The following is an 18627-nucleotide window of genomic DNA, read 5'->3' on the forward strand; positions in this document are numbered from 1 at the left end:
GGCGTAGATGCCGAGCTGACGGAACAGCCCCTCCATGCCGAAGGTGCGTGCCTCGTCCGGCACAATGGGGACGATGTGCTTGGCGAGCTGCTTGTCGCGTAATAGCGTCGATAGCACCCGCACAAACGCCATGGTGGTGGACATCTCGCGCTCGCCGCTGCTCTCAAATAAAGGCGCGAAGGCCGACAGATCGGGCGTTTCCAAGGCCGGTGCCGTATTGCGGCGAGCGGGTAGATAGCCGCCTAGGGCACGGCGACGCTCGTGCAGGTACTGGATCTCGGGGCTATCGTCGGCCGGTTTGTAGTAAGGTAGCTGTTCCAGCTCCTCGTCGGAGACGGGGATGTCGAAGCGGTCGCGGAAAGCCTTGATGGCTTTAAGCCCCATCTTCTTTTGCTGATGGGTGATGTTCTGCCCTTCGCCGGCTTCGCCCATGCCGTAGCCCTTGACGGTTTTGGCGAGGATGACGGTGGGCTGCCCGCTGTGGTTGACCGCTTCGTGGTAGGCGGCGTAGATCTTGTGCGGATCGTGGCCGCCGCGGTTAAGCCGCCAAATGTCCTCGTCGGACATATTGGCCACCATGGCCTTCAGTTCGGGGTACTTGCCGAAGAAGTGTTCGCGGGTGTAGGCCCCGCCTTTGGCCTTGAAGTTCTGATACTCGCCGTCGACGCATTCCTCCATCCGTTGCCGTAACAGGCCGTCGCGATCTTTCGCCAGCAACGGATCCCAGTACGAGCCCCAGATGAGTTTAATGACGTTCCAGCCGGCGCCGCGGAACTCGCCTTCCAGCTCCTGGATAATCTTGCCGTTGCCGCGCACCGGCCCGTCCAGGCGTTGCAGGTTGCAGTTGACGACGAAGACCAGATTGTCGAGTTTCTCGCGCGCCGCAAGGCCGATGGCACCCAAGGACTCCGGCTCGTCCATCTCGCCGTCGCCGAGGAAGGCCCAGACCTTGCGCTTGCTGGTGTCGACGATGCCGCGGTGGTGCAGGTACTTCAGAAACCGTGCTTGGTAAATGGCCATCAGGGGGCCAAGCCCCATCGACACGGTGGGGAACTGCCAGAAATCGGGCATCAACCAGGGATGAGGGTAGGAAGTGATACCGTTGCCGTCGACATCGCGGCGGAAATTATCTAACTGCTCCTCGCTAAGCCGGCCTTCGAGAAACGCACGGGCATAAATGCCGGGGGCGGAGTGGCCTTGGATAAACACCAAATCGCCGCCGTGCGCGTCGCTCGGCGCGTGCCAGAAGTGATTGAAGCCGACGTCGTAGAGCGTGGCGCTGGAGGCGAAGCTGGCAATGTGGCCGCCGATCCCTTCGTCGCGTTTATTGGCGCGCAGGGTGGTAATCATCGCGTTCCAGCGGATGAGCGAGCGCAGCCGCCATTCCAAGGCGTGGTCGCCGGGGGAGCGTGCTTCCAGTTCCGGCGGGATGGTGTTGAGATAGGCGGTGGTCGCCTTAAAGGGGATGCGAACGCCGCGTCGGTAGGCGAGTTCGCCTAGCGCTTCGAGTAAACGATGCGCTTGTTCCGGGCCTTCGCGTTCGATAACCGCTTCCAGCGCTTCGGTCCATTCGATGACTTCGGAGACATCGATATCTTCCATTACAGCAGCCATGTTTTTACCTCTTGGGCAGACCGCGGGTCGCCCGTCCGGCACGCCGTCGCGGGTTGGTGACAGCGCTTGTCCCGACTTTTTGGGTCGGGACGCCAAACGGTTGATTAACCGCGGGAAAGTGATGGTTCTTCATCAACGTTTACGGGGTGATTTCGCGTTCCTGACACTCTCCTCCTGTTGTTTTACGACGCCGTGTTGCCGAGACGCTTAACAGCGCCTCGGCAACCGGTTCAGCACGCTTTTCGGTTAGTTGGCTGGATTCACTTCGCTATGCGAGACGAAGACGGCCGTGGTTCGCGGCGGTACGGCAAACGTGGCATTGGCGGCGTTAAACTGCGCATTACCAAGCTCCGGGTCGTCGCTCGCGACCTGAACGGGGTGTAGAGCGACAGTCTCGTCGCCCTCGTAGGCAGCCAGCGTTATCTCGCGATGCTCCGGCGAGAAGTTAAACAGCACGATAGCGCTGCCCCAATTCGCATCCACTTGAGGCAAGCCCGGCACGTTGTCCGAGAGCGTGAAGGCGATGAGCCCCGGTTGTTGTTCCGGCCCGGTGTTATGGAAGCTAAGCCGGCTTTTAACGTCCTCGGCCGTGCGCAGCCGGAATAGCTCGGAGCTTTGACGGACTTGGAGCATCTCCTGCAAGTGGGCATGGCTACGTTCGATGTGCCGCGTCTCCGGTGCCGTCACCGCCCGTAACAGCGGCTCCATAACCTCCCAGTTCTCCGCGTTCTTTTCTGCCGGTGGCAGTCCGACCGCCCAATTGTTGGCGTTGGTAAAGGCCTCGGAGCCGCTCTGTCCGTAGGTGAAGTCGAGCCGGTTAAACCAGTCGCCCGAGTTGTAGCTGTCGCGATCGAGCGATTTCGAGCGCAACATGTCGACCCCGCCGTGGAAGAAGGGGATGCCTTGGCTCAAGGCGGTGACGCTGATGCCGAGGTTTTGCACCCGCACGCGCTCCTCCATCGGAGTGTCGATGGGCAGCTTGTAGACGTTGTTGTCGAACAGCGTCTGGTTGTCGTGCTTGGATACGTAGGTGATGACATCGTCCGGCCGGGCGGCATAGCCGACCCCGTCGTGCGAGCCGGGTAGAACCTCGCCGGAGTACCGCAGGAAACTGTAAGCGGCCAGATTGGCGGCGATACCGACCCGCACGCGATCGACTTCGCCGTTCAGGCTGTTATCGTGATAGAGATCGTTGATAACGCCTTTGTTGTCGATCAGCGCTTCGTCTTCGTCGAACGGTGTGCCGCCCCGGGCCGCGTCTCGCAGTCGATCGTTGAAGGTGCCGATACCGGTGCCGGCCATATTGAATTGCGTGGCATTGATGCCGCGTGCGTTGTTCTCCACTTCGCCAAAGTTCCAGCCTTCGCCGTAGATGTACAGGTCGGGATCGATGGCCTGCACTCGCTCTTGTGCGGCGAGCACATGGGATTTCATGTGATGACCCATGAGGTCGAAACGGAAAGCGCCGATGCGATACTGTTCGGCCCAGGTTTCCATCGAGTCGAGCATGAGTTTTTCCATCATGCGGTGCTCGGTGGCCGTATTCGGGCAGCAGGTTGAGGTGTGCACCGCGCCGTCGTCGGTGAGTCGGTAGTAGTAGCCGGGCACCACGCGGTCGAGCACCGACTGCTCATGCCAGCCGCTGGCAAAGGTGTGGTTGTAGACGATGTCCTTAGTGACTCGCAGACCTTGCTCCGCCAGTGCTTTAACCATTTGCCGGTATTCCCGAATGCGGGCGACGCCGTTGGGGTCGGTGGCGTAGCTGCCTTGAGGAACGGTGTAGTGCCAGGGATCGTAGCCCCAGTTGTAAGCATCGTCGTGGGCGATAGCGCTGATCTCGTCCTGCGGCACGAGCGATGCGGGGTCTTCGGCAACGGCAGCTTGCAGCTCCGAGTAGTCCGGGGCGGCCGGATCGATATCTGGAATCGAGCCGATATCGTAGGTCGGCAGTAGGTGTACGTGGGTCAGGCCCGCATCCCGTAGCCGTAGCAGATGCTGCATGGGGGCGGTATCGGTGTGGGTGAAGGCTAGGTATTTGCCCCGGTGTGTTGCGGGAGTGGAGGCGTCGAAGACGCTGAAGTCCCGGACATGCAGCTCGTAGATGGCAATATCGACGGGATGCTCGATGGCGGGGAGCGAGACGCTGTCCCAGCCGTCCGGCTTGGTGGCCGGGTCGTTTAGATCGACGATAAAGCTACGTTCGCTGTTGGCCGAGAGCCCTAGAGCGTAGGGATCGGTGACTTGTGTCGTTTTGATGCCGCCGCTGCTGCCACCGATATAAGCGGGTACGTAAAGCTCGATTTCGTACAGATAATAATGGTTGCCGTCGTGCCAGCTGGGGTCGCCGGCAACCTGCCAGATGCCGGAGGTGTCGTCGCGCGTCATCGTCTCGCGCGCGCTAGGCTCGTCGGCGTCGACGCGTCGAATACCAATAGCGCGACGTTTCGTGCCGTCGGTGCCCACAGGCGGAAGTCGAGGCCTTCGCTAAAGTCCAAACCGAGCCGGGCGTTCTGCGCGGCCTCGGCGTACAGATCGTCTAATACGCCGGGAATTTGCAGCGAGGTAGCATCGGCAAGCTCGCCGTCGCGATAGCGGGCGATGGCCACTTGACCGCGAAGCAGGTCGGGAACGCGGCCCAGATCGTCGCTGGCCAACGTGAGGACGGGGCGACCGTTAAGGTGGGGGAATAAGGACGTGCTTTCTGCATGCCAGCGAGTACTCTCTGCTTGCAAAGGAAAGCGATCCGTATGCCCCGCTAGCCCGTCCTGGTTCAGCGTTAGCCCGCCGGTTTCGCTGTAGTAGAGAAAATAGTCTGAGGCGGAAACTTCTGCATCCTCTATCTCCTGTCCCCATACAACGGTGTCATGCAAAACCCATTGGGCACGCGCGAGGTTGAGGTTGCCGGTTTGGGGGGCGGTAATATCCGGTCGCGAGGTGTAAATCGTGCCGTCGTTCTGTAACTGATAGATCTCGCGACCGTGTTCGGCAATGCGTAAGACCAGGTCTTCTTCCCAGTTCTTTGGCCCGCCGTTCAGGTGAAGAATAAAGGCAATTTCTTCTGCGTCGGGCTTTATGGGGATGTCCCAGGCGACCCATTCGGTGCCGTCGTGCTCATAGCTATAGTCCCACCCGCTCTGCGGCGCGTTCCATGCCGGATCGGACCCGTAAGCGTGATCCTTCCAGACATGCAGTCTCCAATCCGAATAGTTTTGATCGTCGCGGTGGTAGTGTATTCGCGCCGTATCGTCGGCCAGTTCGGGTAGATCCGTATCAGGGTCGGTCTGCGATCCATTATTGCTGCTGCCCGAGCAGCCGGTTATAAGGCCTGCGACGGCAATGGCCGCCATTGTGTAACGTAGCTCTGATGACCGTATAAGCTTCATCGCGCTTCCCTATATTGTTCGTTATTTCCGGTAGGTCTCCTCCTGGGCGCGCGGCTTGGGCGGTTCTCTCGCTTGCAAGCCGATTACCCCCTTTTAACTAAGCGCTGTTCTGCTTTGTAGTCAAGCTACGGAATGCGCTACATGATGTTTTTTGTAGCGGAACTACTTATATTTGTTGACTCTCTTTCGAACTGGTCTAGCCTTTAAATTGGCGTCCGCCATTGGAGTTGGCGGGTTTTCGCCTTTAACTAAAAAGGAGGAGAGCGCATCAATGCGTAGTAAAATTACATATGAAAAATCTTCATTGGCAGAGGGGAGTATGGGTCGGCGGGTAGCCAGTTTGGCGCTGGGGGCGGTTGCGTCCGCTGCGTTGTTGGCTGGCTGCAATGGCCGTGCGGAGGCAGCGGCCCCGTTGAGCTCCGATCCGCGAACCGCTTATGTTCATCTGTTTGAGTGGAGTTGGTCCGATATCGCCGAGGAGTGCGAAAATTTTCTCGGGCCAAAAGGGTTTTCAGGTGTTCAGATATCGCCTCCGAGCGAGCATATAGCGCTGGATAATTGGTGGGCACGTTATCAGCCTGTGAGTTACCAACTGGTATCTCGCAGCGGCGACCGCGCGGCCTTCGCCGATATGGTGCAGCGATGCAATGCGGCGGGTGTCGAGATCTATGCCGATCTAGTGATCAATCATACCGCCGCCTACGGCGACGGCGGTGTCGGTACGGCAGGAACGTCATGGAGTCGTAAGCATCATCCGATGTATGGCCCGCAGGACTATCACGATCCGTGCGTTATCCAAAATTACGGCGATGCGCATGAGGTGCGCTACTGTCAGTTGTTGACGCTGCCCGACTTGCGTACCGGGTCCGATTACGTTCAGCAAACCATCGCGGACTATATTAACGACATGGTCGGGCTGGGCGTTAGCGGGTTCCGTATCGATGCGGCCAAGCATATGCACCCGGACGATATTGCCGGCATCATGGGGCGCGTTGACGGCAATCCGTACTTCTTTTCGGAAGTGATCGATCTGGGTAACGAGCCGATTAAGGCAAGTCATTATCTGCATCTCGGCGCTGTCGAGGAGTTCAAGTATAGCCGCGACATCAGTAGTCGCTTCCGTTCGCGCGATTTAGCCGCTTTGCATAATTTCGGTAATCATGCCGACCTTATTCCGGGCGATCAAGCGGTTGTCTTTGTGGATAATCACGATAATCAGCGCGGCCATGGTGCGGGTGGCGAAACCATCACCTATCACGACGGCGCTCTGTACGATCTTGCCAACGTGTTTATGCTGGCTTGGCCTTACGGTTACCCGCGCCTGATGTCCAGTTTTGCCTTCGATAAGGAAAACGAAACCGAAATGGGCCCCCGGGTAGTGCGGTGCACGGCGGGGACGGGCTTAACTGCTTCGGCTCCGATTGGGTGTGCGAGCATCGCTGGCGGCCGATTGCGAATATGGTTGGCTTCCGGGGAGCGGCCGGTTCGGCGCCGGTGCAAAACTGGTGGGCCGGCGGTCGCGACCGAATCGCCTTCTCTCGCGGTGATCGCGGTTTCGTTGTCATTAACGCAAGCGGCGACGAGTTGAACGAGCGGTTGCAGACGGGGATGGCGTCCGGCGTTTACTGCGACGTTATCGATTCCGAACCGGAAAACGGTTGTTCCGGCCAGCGGATAACCGTCGATAGTAGCGGCTATGCCGACTTCTCGGTGCCGGCTGGCGGAGCTGCCGCTATTCATGTGAATGCCTTAGTGGATGGCGATGAGCCGGGGCCCGGCCCCGGTCCTGGCCCTGGCCCTGGTCCGGGCGATTATGCTTCGGTTAATGTTGTCTGCGAGAACGGTCACACCCAATGGGGGCAGTCCGTGTATGCGGTCGGTGCTTACGATGCCTTGGGGAGTTGGAGTCCGGCGCAGGCGGTGAAGCTCGATCCTCAGCAGTATCCGACTTGGAGCGGCCAAGTGGAGTTGCCTGTTGGGGAGTCCATCGAATGGAAGTGCCTGAAGCGTTCCGAGTCGGACCCGGAGCAAGGGGTTGAGTGGCAAAACGGTGCCAATAACCGTTTCTCGGTACCCGAGCAGGGCGGAGAGATGCGAGCTAGCTTCTAACCGTTATTGACGATGGAAGCCTGCACGACCGCTTGGGTCGTGCAGGCTTTTCTTATTCTATATCTTGCGAAAGCGTCATGCCGAGCGTGTGCGTGCCGTGGGGCGGGACGGTCCTGCTATCTTCGGCGGCATTGGCTGTTTCGACGCAAAGCATGTGCTGCGCCATCTCGGCACTCATGTCCTTAAGCGCATCGGCTTCGTCCCCAGGGTTCCAAACGACGGTGCTGCCGCTGCCTTCGCTTTCTAGCCGTAGGCGGCGGGAGCCGTCGTCGATGACAACTCGGGATGGCGGTTGCAGGTATATGCGGTCGATGGGGGCGGGAGGAATGCGCGGTCCGCGTTGTATATTCGGTTGCATGTTGTGCCGCTTATCCAGGTAGCGGCAACCGGCAAGCGCCGCTATGTCGACGCTATCCGATTGTGCCACCTTTAGATAAGTGTGGAAGGCTTGGCTGATGCGAATCGGTTGTTTGCTACGATTGGCGGTGGTTAAGTGTAGGTGCAACTTTTCATCGAGCGTAATCGAGAGGGTGGCGGCGCAGTCAGGTATGGCGTAAGGGCCGCCTGCTTGCTCGAGCTTTAGTTGCAGAAAGGTTCGGGTGCTGGATGTTTCGGTTGTTGCCACTTGCCAGAGAGCGGTTCGAGCATAGCCGTGGTTGGGTGCACCGGGTTGATCGGGGTGGGCGCCAAACCAGGGCCAGCACAGGGGAATGCCGCCGCGGATGGCGCGTCCGAGTTCATAATCGGCGTTCGGGCTGAGCCAGAGGAGTTCCTCTCCTTTGAGCTGGCAGGCGAGCACCTGGGCGCCTTGCAGGCAGACGGTAGCGGTGGCCTGCGGCGCGCTCATGCGGATGAGCGGAAGCCCTCCCGCTCCGCGGTCGAACTCTATCATTGCGACTCCTCTGCTTGATGTTCTCTGGGCCTATTTTCCATCTTCCGGTCTACTGAATCTAATGTGGGGTTTTACTTTTCAAGTTTTGTAGTTATGCTACACTTGCTTTCAGTGAGTGCTTGGGTTCGTCCCATAGCTATGGGGTAAACCGGTTGATTCTAGGCCGGTGGCACTTGCTACCAGATTAGGAAGTCTGGAATTTTACTACAAAAAAGGTCATTGGAAGCGAATTACAACAGGTGTAGGAGGAACGATGACCGTTATCCGTAAAGGGCTGCTTCCGGCAGCTGTGGCAGCGTCCGCTGCGCTCTTTTCTCAAAGTGCTTTTGCCGTCGACTTCTTCGGCTACTTCCGGGCCGGTGTCGGCGCGACTGCTGGTGGGGGAGATCAGGTTTGTTTTCAGGCGCCGGGTGCGGCGGCCAAGTATCGACTTGGTAACGAATGCGAAAACTATGGGGAGATTGGCTTCGGTACGAACATGTACGAAGGCGAAGGCGGGGAGTACTTCCGTCTAGCTACCCGCTTCGCCCTGTCAACCGAGCGCGCTCAGGACTGGGAATCGCTGGGCGACGATTGGGCAAACCGCGAACTGTACGCCGAGGCCGGTAATCTCTTCGGCGGCGTATTGTCCGACGCACGTTTCTGGGTCGGTAAGCGTTTCTACCAACGTCATGACCTGCATATTAACGACTTCTATTACTGGGACAACAGCGGTCCCGGGGGCGGTGTCGAGAATATCGATGTAGGCTTTGGCCGTTTATCGTACGCCTATCGGCAGAACCGCTTCGATGACGACTTGGTGTTCGCAGCCCACGATCTTCGCTTGGCCGGTATTAGTGTGAACCCCGGCGGCGAACTGGAAGTGGGGCTGAACTATGGTACGGCGCTCGAAGACCGGGACGGCTTTGGCGGCGACGACGGTTGGGCGGTAACCCTGCAACATTTCCAGGGCGGGGTGCTTGGCGGGTTCAATAAGCTCGCCGTTCAGTACGGCGTCGGCCCGTATGGCGGCGGCAGTCTCGCTTATCCTGACCCGGATGCTACGGACGATGTCGAGTTTTCCGCATCGTCGAGCAATTGCAGTTCCAGTTGAGCGATAACTGGTCGGGTATGGTTGCGGCCATTTACGAAGACCAACGCGATGTACAGCGCTGGTATTCGGTCGGCGCACGTCCGGTTTACCATCTGAACGAGTACGTCGATCTGATGGTTGAAGTGGGTTACGACCGTGTCGATCCGGATGATGGCAGTGCCGGCGACCTGACCAAAGTTACGTTTGCCGCGGCGCTGAGCCCGGGTATGAACTTCTGGGCACGGCCTTCGCTGCGCGCCTTCGTAACCTATGCCAGCTGGAGCGACGAGTTCCGCGGTCGGATTGGGGTAGACACTCCGGTCGAAAACGATCGCGATGCCGTGACGTTCGGCTTGCAAACCGAAGTTTGGTGGTAATGCCTACTTCTTGCCGCCCTCCGGGGCGGCCAACGAACCTGCGGTGTTTCCTTAAGGGAAAACCGAACAGCAGCCTTGCCTGGGAGTCCGCTATTCCGGCGCTCCAACCCATGGCATACGGCGCTTGGGCGCTGCGCACGGCGCGACTGGGTGAGGATGCTGTTCAGTTTTTCTGAAGACAAAGAACAAAAGCCCGTTGAGGCGATGAGGCGGTTTTCTTAGGAGGTGTGCGAATGGCTCGGGACGACATGGATTGGTGGCGAGGCGCGGTAGTTTATCAGGTTTACCCGCGTAGCTTTCTCGATACGACCGGTAACGGTACCGGAGATCTTAAGGGTATTACCCAGAAGCTCGATTACATCGCTTCGCTAGGCGTCGACGTTGTTTGGCTGTCTCCGTTCTTTAAATCTCCCATGAAGGATTTCGGTTACGACGTGTCCGATTACCGGGACGTCGATCCGCTCTTCGGGAGCCTTGCGGATTTCGATGAGTTAGTAGCCAAAGCTCATGGTTTGGGCATGAGGGTTCTCATCGATAAAGTCATCAGCCACACCTCGGATCAACATCCCTGGTTTCAGGAAAGCCGCGAGGATAGAACCAATCCGAAGGCGGATTGGTATGTCTGGGCCGATCCGAAGCCCGACGGCACGCCTCCCAATAACTGGTTGTCGATTTTTGGCGGCCCCGCCTGGGAGTGGGACACTCGCCGGCGCCAGTATTATTTGCATAACTTCCTCGCCAGCCAGCCGGATCTGAATTTCCATAACCCCGAGGTGCAGGACCACATTCTGGGCGAACTGGAGTTTTGGCTGGCGCGGGGCGTCGATGCTTTCCGGCTTGATGCGTGCAACTACTACTTCCACGACCGCGAGCTGCGCGATAATCCGCCTGCCCCTGCGGATTCCTTTAACACCGCGGCCCCGCCCGATAACCCGTACGTTTTTCAGTCCCATCGGTACTGCAAGTCGCAGCCCGAGAACCTTGAATTTCTACGCCGGCTGCGGGCGCTGATGGAGCGTTACCCCGGCACGTTCACGATGGGCGAAGTCGGCGACGACAACTCCTTGGACGTTATGGCCGCCTATACCTCTGGCGGCGACAAGCTGCAGATGGCATATTCTTTTGACTTGCTGACGGAGCAAGGCTCGGCGTCCTACATTCGCAGCACCGTGGAGCGGCTTGAGTCCCGTATCGGCGACGGCTGGCCGTGTTGGTCGATGGGAAATCATGACGTGGCTCGCGTGGTGACGCGGTGGGGAGGGGAGAACCCTCACCCGCGGATGGCTAGCGTCTTTGCGGCGATGTTGCTGTCGCTGCGCGGTAGCGCTTGCCTGTACCAAGGCGACGAGCTGGGTTTGACCGAAGCGGAGATCCCCTTCGAGCAATTGCAGGATCCTTACGGCATTCGCTTCTGGCCGCGCTGGAAAGGGCGCGACGGGTGTCGCACGCCGATGCCGTGGCAGCATGACTTGCCGCAGGCGGGCTTTACTACCGGAACGCCTTGGTTGCCGATTCCCGAGGAGCATCGGGCAATGGCGGTCGATGTACAGGAAAAAGACCCCGATTCCGTTTTAGCCAGCTACCGGCAGTTTCTCCAGTGGCGGCGGCAGCAGCCCGCCTTATGCGTCGGCGATATTGTGTTTTTCGACGCTCCGGAAAACGTCTTGTTGTTTAAGCGTAGTGCGCCGGAGCAGCAGATTTTGGTGGCTATCAACCTCAGCGGACAAACGGTAGACATGCCGCTGAACGTGGAAGAAGTGGACGTGTTGAGCGGGCACGGTTTTGGCGGGCACTTAGAGCAGGGGCGGTTAGTGCTGCCTGCCTGGGATGCTTGGTACGGCGATGTATCTCGCGCGGAATCGGTCCTCCTCGATACCGAAGGTGCGACAGGCCCGACAGCGGTAGAGTGATGACGTTGCTAAGGTTCGTTGGAGTCCTTTTCAGCCTGCCGTCAGGCAAGCGGTTCGCGGCGAATGGTTGATATAAATAGCGAAGGATCCGCTGGCACAAAGCGGAGAACGGGAGCCGGTCATGGGTGAGGTAATCCTCAAAGATATTCGCAAGTCGTATGGCGATACCGAGATTATTCACGGGGTCGATATAGACATCGAAGACGGCGAGTTCGTCGTCTTCGTCGGTCCTTCCGGGTGCGGTAAGTCGACGCTGTTACGTTTAATCGCCGGGCTTGAGGAGATTACATCGGGCGATTTGCAAATCGGCGGACGGCGGGTCAACGACGCGCCGCCGGCGAAGCGTGGCATCGCCATGGTGTTCCAGTCTTACGCTTTATACCCCCACATGACGGTGCGGGAAAACATGGCATTCGGCCTCAAACTCAAGGGCCGAAAGAAAGACGAAATTGGGCAAAAGGTCGAGTCGGCCGCCCGGATTCTGCAATTGGAGCGTTGCTCGAGAGCAAGCCTAAAGATTTGTCCGGCGGGCAGCGCCAACGGGTCGCCATCGGTCGGGCGATTGTGCGCGAACCGGAGGTATTTCTTTTCGATGAGCCGTTATCGAACCTGGATGCCTCTTTGCGCGTTCAAATGCGGATTGAGATTGCCAAGCTGCACCGCCGCCTAAAAACGACCATGATTTATGTTACCCACGATCAGGTCGAGGCCATGACCATGGCCGACAAGATCGTGGTGCTCAACGGCGGGCGGACGGAACAAATCGGTGCGCCGTTAGAGCTTTATCACCATCCGCGTAACCTTTTCGTCGCGACCTTCATCGGTTCCCCACAGATGAATTTGCTTGCGGGCACGCTTTTGTCCGCAGAGGCGCAGCACGCGCACGTTCGCCTTGCCGGCGGCGAGGAGGTGTTCGTTGCCGTGGATGCAAGTGGCGCTTCGCCTGGCGAAGCCGTAACGCTCGGGGTGCGACCGGAGCACCTCGTCGAAGCGACGGCGAATGGCGGCGACGGCGGGGTGACCGGCAAGGTGCTCGTCGTAGAGAGGCTTGGAGAGTGCACGTTGGCTTATCTCCAGGTCGACGGGGTCGAGGATAATGTGGTCGCCAAGCTGCCCGGCGATGCAACGGTGGAGGCCGGCGGATCTCTGCGTATCGGGGTAAACCGGAGCGCTTGTCATTTGTTCGATAGCAAAGGCGAGGCCTTTCGTCGGGTTCCGGCGTCGAAGACGAGTGGACCGCGAGCGGCTTTAGGGTGAGAGGAGGTGCGCGAGCCAAAGGAAGCGGATAGGGGATATGCAGTCACAGCTGCAAATGCGCAACGCGTTGAAATGGCTGAGTAAAGCTTGCGAGCAACGCACGTTAGCAGCTGCGACATAAGGAACAATACGGCATCTGGCCGGGAGATGCGCGGCGACGGCGGTCAATAACGACGTTGAAGCCGTTTCGTAGCGGACCGCTAGACGCTTATTAGAGACGACAGAGCCCTGCGAGGGAGGAGGAAGAGAATGAAAAAACGCTCACTCAGATTAAACGTGCCGCCGCGGCGACCGCCATTAGTGCGGCGATTGCAATGTCCGGTAGCGCATTCGCACAGGACGATCAGCTGCGTGTATGGATCGGTGGCGACAAAGGGTATAGCGGCCTGCAAAAGGTCGGCGATTGGTTTACGGAAGAGACGGGTATTCGCGTCATCGTCGAATATCCGGAAGACGCAACCTCTCGCTTCGAACAGGCGGCCGCCGCGGGCGGCGGTCCGGATATCTGGATCTGGGCGCACGATCGTGCCGGCGACTGGGCACAGGCAGGGCTTTTGCGGCCGGTTAACCCAAGCGCCAGCGTGCGCGAGGGCATTAACGACACCGGTTGGGAGGCCTTCACGATCGGCGGGCGTACCTGGGGCTACCCCATCGCCTTCGAAGCCATCGGCTTGATTTACAACCGCGATCTTGTCCCCGAGGCGCCGGCGACGTTCGAAGAAATTTTCGAAATCGACCAAGCGCTGCAAGAGGACGGCAAAAACGCCATCCTGTGGGACTATAACAATACCTACTTCACTTGGCCGCTGCTGGCCGCCGCCGGCGGTTACGCTTTTGCGCAGGACGAAAACGGCGATTACATCGCGAACGACACCGGCGTTAACAATGACGGCGCCTTGGCCGGAGCAAATATGCTCGTGCGGCTGATCGAAGAAGGCGTCATGCCACGCGGCGCGACCTACTCCGATATGGAGCGGCGGGTCAACAACGGCGAAGTCGCGATGATGATCAACGGCCCCTGGGCTTGGGACAATCTCCGCCGGAGCGGGATCGATTTCGGCGTCGCGCCGATTCCTTCCATTAACGGCGAGCCGGGTAGCCCCTTCGTCGGCGTGCTGGGCGCTATGATTAATCGCAACAGCGCCAATAGCGATTTGGCCGTTGAGTTCATCGAGAACTACATCCTCGACGTCCGCGGTTTGAAGATGATCGACGACGACGTGCCGCTTGGGGTTCCGGCTAACCAAGCGTTCTACGAGGAAATCGCCGCAGATCCTCGTATTCGGGCTACCATGGCTAACGTTGAGGCCGGTCACCCGATGCCGAGCAATGCGGAAATGGGGCGTTTCTGGTCGGCTATGGAGTCGGCGCTACAGAACATGACCTCCGGTCGTCAGAGTGTGGAAGAAGCGCTTAACGACGCGGCCGCCCGCATTAAATCTCGCTAGGTCATAGGGCGACGGGCCGCTGTTGATGGCGGCGGGAAGGAGCAAAAGCCTTCCTGCCGTCCGGCCCAGCCTTCGGCCGCCTTTCCGGACACGCCCCGGCTATGGATGGATGGGTGGATGTGGTCAGGCTTGGATGGCACCGAGGCGGCTTGTTACGGCGAGCGGCTTTCGGTGAATAGAGCTGAAGTAACATTATGAACAAAGAAGCTCTGAAGCCCTATATCAAATGGGGCGTTCTCTCGCTCTTCTCGCTATGCGCGCTCTATGTCGTCATGGTCATCCATATGACCGGGCGCCCTGTGCTGGCAGTGCTCGTGATGACGGGCTTTTTCCTCACTGCGTATATCTACACGTCTGCGAAGGCGTATACCTTTCGGTACTTGTTCCCCGGCTTGGTCGGGATGGGGCTCTTCGTGGTGTTGCCGCTGGCGTACACCATTAATATGAGTTTCACCAATTATAGTTCGACGAATTTGCTCACATTCCAGCGAGCGACTAATTACCTGCTGGACGAGACCTACCGTCCGGCGGGCGGCGACTCTTATCGTTTTACCCTGCATCCGGCCGGCGACGATTACCGGATTCAGTTGGTCAGCGATGGCTCCGGCGCGCACTATTTAACCGAGCCTTTCGCCTTACCCGTCGACCAAACGGTCTATCTGGACGCTGCTGCCGTACAGGTGGGGGAAGCGGCGTTGGAATCGCTCGATTCGGCGCTACCGGTTCGCGAGGTCATTCAACACCGTAACTCGCTACAGGAGGTGGTTGTACAGTTGCCCAGCGGCGCCGAGGTCGGTATGGCGGGGCTGCGCGAATTTGCCACCGTGCTGCCTCTATTTAAAGCGGAAGACGACGGCGCGTTGGTTAATCAGGTGACCGGCGAGGTGCTCAGGCCCAACTTTGAGAGCGGTTTCTATGAAACGGAAGCGGGCGAGCGCGTACCGCCAGGGTTTCGAGTTCAGGTTGGCTTGAACAATTACGAACGAATTGTGAACGATCCGGCTTTTCAGGGGCCCTTCGTACGAATTTTTGGCTGGACGGTGGCCTTTGCCGGCTTGACGGTGCTTTTCACGCTTATTGTTGGGCTGGGCCTTGCCGTTCTCTTAAGCTGGGAGAAGTTGAACTATCGCGGCGTTTACCGTCTGCTGCTATTTTTGCCGTATGCGGTGCCCGGATTTATCTCGATTCTGGTTTTCCGAGGTTTGTTTAACGAGAACTTCGGCGAGATCAATCTTATTCTGGATTCTTTGTTCGGGCTGCGGGTTTCGTGGTTCTCCGACCCTGCTCTGGCGAAGACGATGATTTTAATCGTCAATACCTGGCTTGGGTATCCGTATATCATGATTCTCTGCATGGGGTTGCTAAAAGCCATCCCTAACGATCTTTACGAAGCGTCTTCGCTTGCCGGCGTCGGTCCGCTTGGCAACCTGTTCAAAATCACCGCGCCATTGGTGATGAAGCCGCTGCTGCCGCTGCTAATCGCCTCGTTCGCGTTTAACTTCAACAACTTTGTGCTGATTGCGTTGTTAACCGGCGGCAGGCCTGATTTCATAGGCACGACCGTGCCATCGGGCACAACGGACATTCTTGTGACGTATACGTACCGTATCGCATTTGAAGACGCCGGGCGGGATTTCGGCTTAGCCGCGGCAATCTCCGCCGTCATTTTCATTATGGTCGCTATTATGTCGTTCATTAATCTGCGCGTGATGAAGGTCGATCGTGTGGAGGCTCGATGAGGGGCTTAGGAGACAAAGACGGTAGCGGCGTGCGCGTTGGCGGGCCGCTACCGCAAACAGGGGGCTGAACAATGGCTATGGTCACTGGAACCTCGGGGCGGGTCAGAGTGATAGCGGCGCATATTTTTATGGTCGCCTTTCTCGCGCTGATTTTGTTCCCGTTTCTCATGATTATCTCGATTTCCCTGAGGCCGGGTAATTTCGCGTCCGGAAGCTTGATTCCTACCGAGATCAGTTTCGAGCATTGGGCGCTGGCGCTCGGTATTCCTTATGAGTTGCCGGACGGGCGCGTGTTGCAGCCGCCGTTCCCGGTGCTGCTCTGGCTTTGGAATTCGGTGAAGGTCGCGTTTTGGACTGCGTTTTTGATTCTCGTCTTGTCGACTACCAGTGCGTATGCCTTTGCACGCATGCACTTTTTCGGTAAGCGGACGATTCTGAACTCCATTTTAATTCTGCAGATGTTCCCTGCTGTATTAGCGTTGGTTGCTATCTACGCCATTTTCGAGACGATCGGTCATTACATACCCTGGCTTGGGATTAACAGCCACGGCGGACTGATTCTAGCTTACCTCGGCGGGATCGCTTTGCACGTGTGGACGATCAAGGGCTACTTCGACAGCATCCCGAAGGAGATCGAGGATGCCGCGAGAGTCGATGGGGCAACGCCGTTTCAAACCTTCCGGTATGTCACTTTGCCGATGGCGGTGCCTATCCTAGCGGTCGTGTTCGTCCTCGCCTTCGTGATGGCGATCATAGAGTATCCGGTTGCTTCCGTGTTGATGCAGACGACGGATCAGCTAACGCTGGCAGTCGGGTCGCGTTTCTATCTCCAAGAACAGCGTTATCTTTGGGGGAACTTTGCGGCGGCGGCTATTCTCAGCGGACTGCCCATCACGATCGTGTTCCTCATTGCACAGCGTTGGATCGTCTCCGGTTTGACCGCCGGCGGCGTAAAAGGATAACGGCTATGAAAAGAAGCATCGTAAAGTCAGGGATGTTTGCCGCGCTTGCTGCGTTAGGCTTAGCGGCCGCCAGTGTCGCGGCAGCAGAGGAGGGACCCGTGTATCCGGGGAGTTTCGCCGAGAACCCGATTGTCTACTTTGTGATTACCGACCGCTTTTATAACGGTAATCCCGATAACGACCGTTCCTACGGCCGCGAGCCGGATGGGGAAGAGGAAGTCGGAACCTTCCACGGTGGCGATTTGGCCGGGCTTAGTCACAAGCTCCGCGAAGGCTACTTTCGCGACCTTGGCATTAATGCGCTGTGGATTACGGCGCCCTACGAGCAGATTCACGGCTGGGTGGTCGGTGGCGAAAACGCGTTTCGCCATTACGCCTACCACGGCTACTACGCGCTCGATTACACTCAGCTCGATCAGAATATGGGCACGTCCGAGGAATTGCGGGAGTTCATACGGTTGGCTCATGCCGACGGTATCCGGGTCGTGTTCGATATCGTGATGAATCATCCGGGCTACGGCGATCTGTGGACGCTCGACAAATACGGTGTCGATGTCGTGTGGGACGGTTTCGAAGCCGCGACACCGCGGGATTACCATAGCCACATCAACTATAACTCGCGTAACTGGACCGATTGGTGGGGAGATGCGTGGGTGCGCTCCGATTTGCCGGGCTACCGTTCCGGCAACCACCGCGACCCCCTGACCATGCAGTTGGCGTATTTACCCGATTTTCGTACCGAGGCGACGGAAGCCGTCGAATTGCCTGTTTTCCTTCGCAATAAATGGGAGCAGGAAGGGCGATTGGAGTCGGAGCAGGCGGCGTTGGCCGAGTGGTTCGAGCAAACCGGAAGAACGCCTACCGTTCGTAACCATTTGATTAAATGGCTGACGGATTGGGTGCGCGAGTACGGTGTCGACGGTTTCCGGGCCGATACGGTAAAGCATGTCGAAAAAGAAGCCTGGGCTGAGTTAAAAGCCGAGGCAGTAAGCGCGCTGGAGGCGTGGAAGCAGGCCAATCCCGAGCAGGCGATCGACGATGCGCCGTTTTGGATGACCGGCGAATACTGGGGGCACGGTGTCGAGCGTAGCGATTTCTTCGACTACGGCTTCGACAACATGATTAACTTCGGCTTGCAGGAAAGGGCCAACCTCAGCAGTCGCCTGGATGCCATTTACGCACGTTATGCCGAAGCGGCGACGCCCGAGGCGAATTTCCTCAGTTACATTTCGTCGCACGACACGCATCTATACCCTCGCGAGCGCTTAATCGAAGGCGGCACCGTGCTGCTGTTAGCCCCGGGCGGCGTGAAAATCTTCTACGGCGACGAAACTGCTCGCCCGGCAGGCCCTGCGCCGGCAAGCGATCCCGATCAGGCGACGCGTTCGCCGATGAATTGGGACGCTATCGACGAAGACGTGCTTGCCCATTGGCAGACGTTGACGCAGTTCCGGGCGCGGCATGTTGCCCTTGCTCAAGGAGAGCATCGACGGTTGAGCAATAGACCTTATACCTTTAGCCGTACTTACGGCGAGGATCGGGTGGTTGTCGCCGTCGAGGTGAACGAGCCGCAAAACGTGGCGGTTGGGGATGCGTTTTCCGATGGCGAGACTGTCCGCGACTTCTATACCCGAGAGCGGATGACGGTTATGGATGGGCAGGTCTTTGTCGAGCCACATGCTAACGGCGTGGTCTTATTAGAGCGTGCCGGCCCGTCCTCCGGGAGTCCTGCTTCGGCCCCTTGATCGCGTACGGCTCTGGGCAGGGGCGATAATGCCATTGCTCAGAGCCGCCACTTTGCTAGGAAGTCCGAAGATGGGCCCCGAACCGGGAAATTGAAAGCTAATTGGGTTTGGTTAACGAT

At 58.3% G+C, this 18627-nt stretch carries 14 protein-coding genes and 1 pseudogene; 11 read left to right on the forward strand and 4 right to left on the reverse strand.

Annotated elements, in window-relative coordinates; genetic code table 11:
* The 3 genes from aceE to CAI21_RS19570 all read right to left on the reverse strand — a co-directional run.
* On the reverse strand, positions 1-1614 hold a 1614-nt coding region (aceE, locus tag CAI21_RS19560), incomplete at its 3' end, for a pyruvate dehydrogenase (acetyl-transferring), homodimeric type (RefSeq protein ID WP_116303840.1).
* 246 nt (positions 1615-1860) lie between these two features.
* Positions 1861-4077 carry a pullulanase-type alpha-1,6-glucosidase gene (gene pulA / locus CAI21_RS19565; protein WP_181919547.1) on the reverse strand — a complete coding sequence of 739 codons (2217 nt, stop codon included), beginning with the start codon at positions 4075-4077 and terminating at the stop codon, positions 1861-1863.
* The gene (locus tag CAI21_RS19570) at positions 3996-4997 is read right to left on the reverse strand and encodes a pullulanase-associated domain-containing protein (protein WP_116303842.1); all 1002 of its coding nucleotides are present in this window, start codon (positions 4995-4997) and stop codon (positions 3996-3998) included. Before CAI21_RS19570 ends, pulA begins: the two co-directional genes overlap by 82 nt.
* A 271-nt stretch (positions 4998-5268) precedes the next feature.
* Between CAI21_RS19570 and CAI21_RS19575 the strand changes: the two genes are divergently transcribed.
* The gene (locus tag CAI21_RS19575; protein ID WP_220348900.1) at positions 5269-6585 is read left to right on the forward strand and encodes an alpha-amylase family glycosyl hydrolase; all 1317 of its coding nucleotides are present in this window, start codon (positions 5269-5271) and stop codon (positions 6583-6585) included.
* Positions 6492-7106 carry a carbohydrate-binding module family 20 domain-containing protein gene (locus CAI21_RS24265; RefSeq protein WP_220348903.1) on the forward strand — a complete coding sequence of 205 codons (615 nt, stop codon included), beginning with the start codon at positions 6492-6494 and terminating at the stop codon, positions 7104-7106. The genes CAI21_RS19575 and CAI21_RS24265 overlap by 94 nt, the downstream gene beginning before the upstream one ends.
* Positions 7107-7158: 52 nt before the next feature.
* Here CAI21_RS24265 and CAI21_RS19580 read toward each other — a convergent pair whose 3' ends face one another.
* Positions 7159-7998, reverse strand: a complete 840-nt coding sequence (locus CAI21_RS19580) for a D-hexose-6-phosphate mutarotase (RefSeq protein ID WP_116303843.1) — start codon at positions 7996-7998, stop codon at positions 7159-7161.
* A gap of 253 nt (positions 7999-8251) precedes the next feature.
* Here CAI21_RS19580 and CAI21_RS19585 point away from each other — a divergent pair, with 253 nt between their 5' ends.
* The 9 genes and pseudogenes from CAI21_RS19585 to CAI21_RS19615 all read left to right on the forward strand — a co-directional run bounded on the left by CAI21_RS19585 (position 8252) and on the right by CAI21_RS19615 (position 18508).
* Complete coding sequence (locus CAI21_RS19585) at positions 8252-9091, forward strand: carbohydrate porin (RefSeq protein WP_220348905.1); 840 nt, start codon at positions 8252-8254, stop codon at positions 9089-9091.
* Positions 9088-9447, forward strand: coding sequence for a carbohydrate porin (locus tag CAI21_RS24270; protein ID WP_220348907.1), 360 nt, complete (start codon positions 9088-9090; stop codon positions 9445-9447). Before CAI21_RS19585 ends, CAI21_RS24270 begins: the two co-directional genes overlap by 4 nt.
* Before the next feature lie 233 nt (positions 9448-9680).
* Positions 9681-11357 carry an alpha-glucosidase family protein gene (locus tag CAI21_RS19590; protein ID WP_116303844.1) on the forward strand — a complete coding sequence of 559 codons (1677 nt, stop codon included), beginning with the start codon at positions 9681-9683 and terminating at the stop codon, positions 11355-11357.
* 121 nt (positions 11358-11478) lie between these two features.
* Positions 11479-11900, forward strand: a pseudogene (locus CAI21_RS25730) (ABC transporter ATP-binding protein); the annotation flags it as partial.
* Between the two features lie 90 nt (positions 11901-11990).
* Positions 11991-12614, forward strand: coding sequence for a TOBE domain-containing protein (locus CAI21_RS25735; protein WP_309544974.1), 624 nt, complete (start codon positions 11991-11993; stop codon positions 12612-12614).
* A gap of 269 nt (positions 12615-12883) precedes the next feature.
* Positions 12884-14062, forward strand: coding sequence for a maltose/maltodextrin ABC transporter substrate-binding protein MalE (gene malE / locus CAI21_RS19600; protein WP_116303845.1), 1179 nt, complete (start codon positions 12884-12886; stop codon positions 14060-14062).
* A 194-nt stretch (positions 14063-14256) separates the two neighbouring features.
* Complete coding sequence (gene malF, locus CAI21_RS19605) at positions 14257-15801, forward strand: maltose ABC transporter permease MalF (protein WP_116303846.1); 1545 nt, start codon at positions 14257-14259, stop codon at positions 15799-15801.
* Positions 15802-15872: 71 nt separating this feature from the next.
* Complete coding sequence (gene malG, locus CAI21_RS19610) at positions 15873-16763, forward strand: maltose ABC transporter permease MalG (RefSeq protein WP_116303847.1); 891 nt, start codon at positions 15873-15875, stop codon at positions 16761-16763.
* Between the two features lie 5 nt (positions 16764-16768).
* On the forward strand, positions 16769-18508 hold the full coding sequence (locus CAI21_RS19615) for an alpha-amylase family glycosyl hydrolase (protein WP_181919548.1): 1740 nt from the start codon (positions 16769-16771) through the stop codon (positions 18506-18508).
* Positions 18509-18627: the final 119 nt, after the last annotated feature.

Source organism: Alkalilimnicola ehrlichii, assembly GCF_003399765.1.
GTDB lineage: Bacteria > Pseudomonadota > Gammaproteobacteria > Nitrococcales > AK92 > AK92.

Bases quoted from the DNA above. Each gene is read 5' to 3' on its own strand.
- malG (WP_116303847.1), top strand. From the start codon at position 15,873: ATGGCTATGGTCACTGGAACCTCGGGGCGGGTCAGAGTGATAGCGGCG.
- CAI21_RS19570 (WP_116303842.1), bottom strand. From the start codon at position 4,997: ATGAAGCTTATACGGTCATCAGAGCTACGTTACACAATGGCGGCCATT.
- malF (WP_116303846.1), top strand. From the start codon at position 14,257: ATGAACAAAGAAGCTCTGAAGCCCTATATCAAATGGGGCGTTCTCTCG.
- CAI21_RS19615 (WP_181919548.1), top strand. From the start codon at position 16,769: ATGAAAAGAAGCATCGTAAAGTCAGGGATGTTTGCCGCGCTTGCTGCG.
- CAI21_RS25735 (WP_309544974.1), top strand. From the start codon at position 11,991: ATGCGGATTGAGATTGCCAAGCTGCACCGCCGCCTAAAAACGACCATG.
- CAI21_RS19580 (WP_116303843.1), bottom strand. From the start codon at position 7,998: ATGATAGAGTTCGACCGCGGAGCGGGAGGGCTTCCGCTCATCCGCATG.
- CAI21_RS19585 (WP_220348905.1), top strand. From the start codon at position 8,252: ATGACCGTTATCCGTAAAGGGCTGCTTCCGGCAGCTGTGGCAGCGTCC.
- CAI21_RS19590 (WP_116303844.1), top strand. From the start codon at position 9,681: ATGGCTCGGGACGACATGGATTGGTGGCGAGGCGCGGTAGTTTATCAG.
- CAI21_RS19575 (WP_220348900.1), top strand. From the start codon at position 5,269: ATGCGTAGTAAAATTACATATGAAAAATCTTCATTGGCAGAGGGGAGT.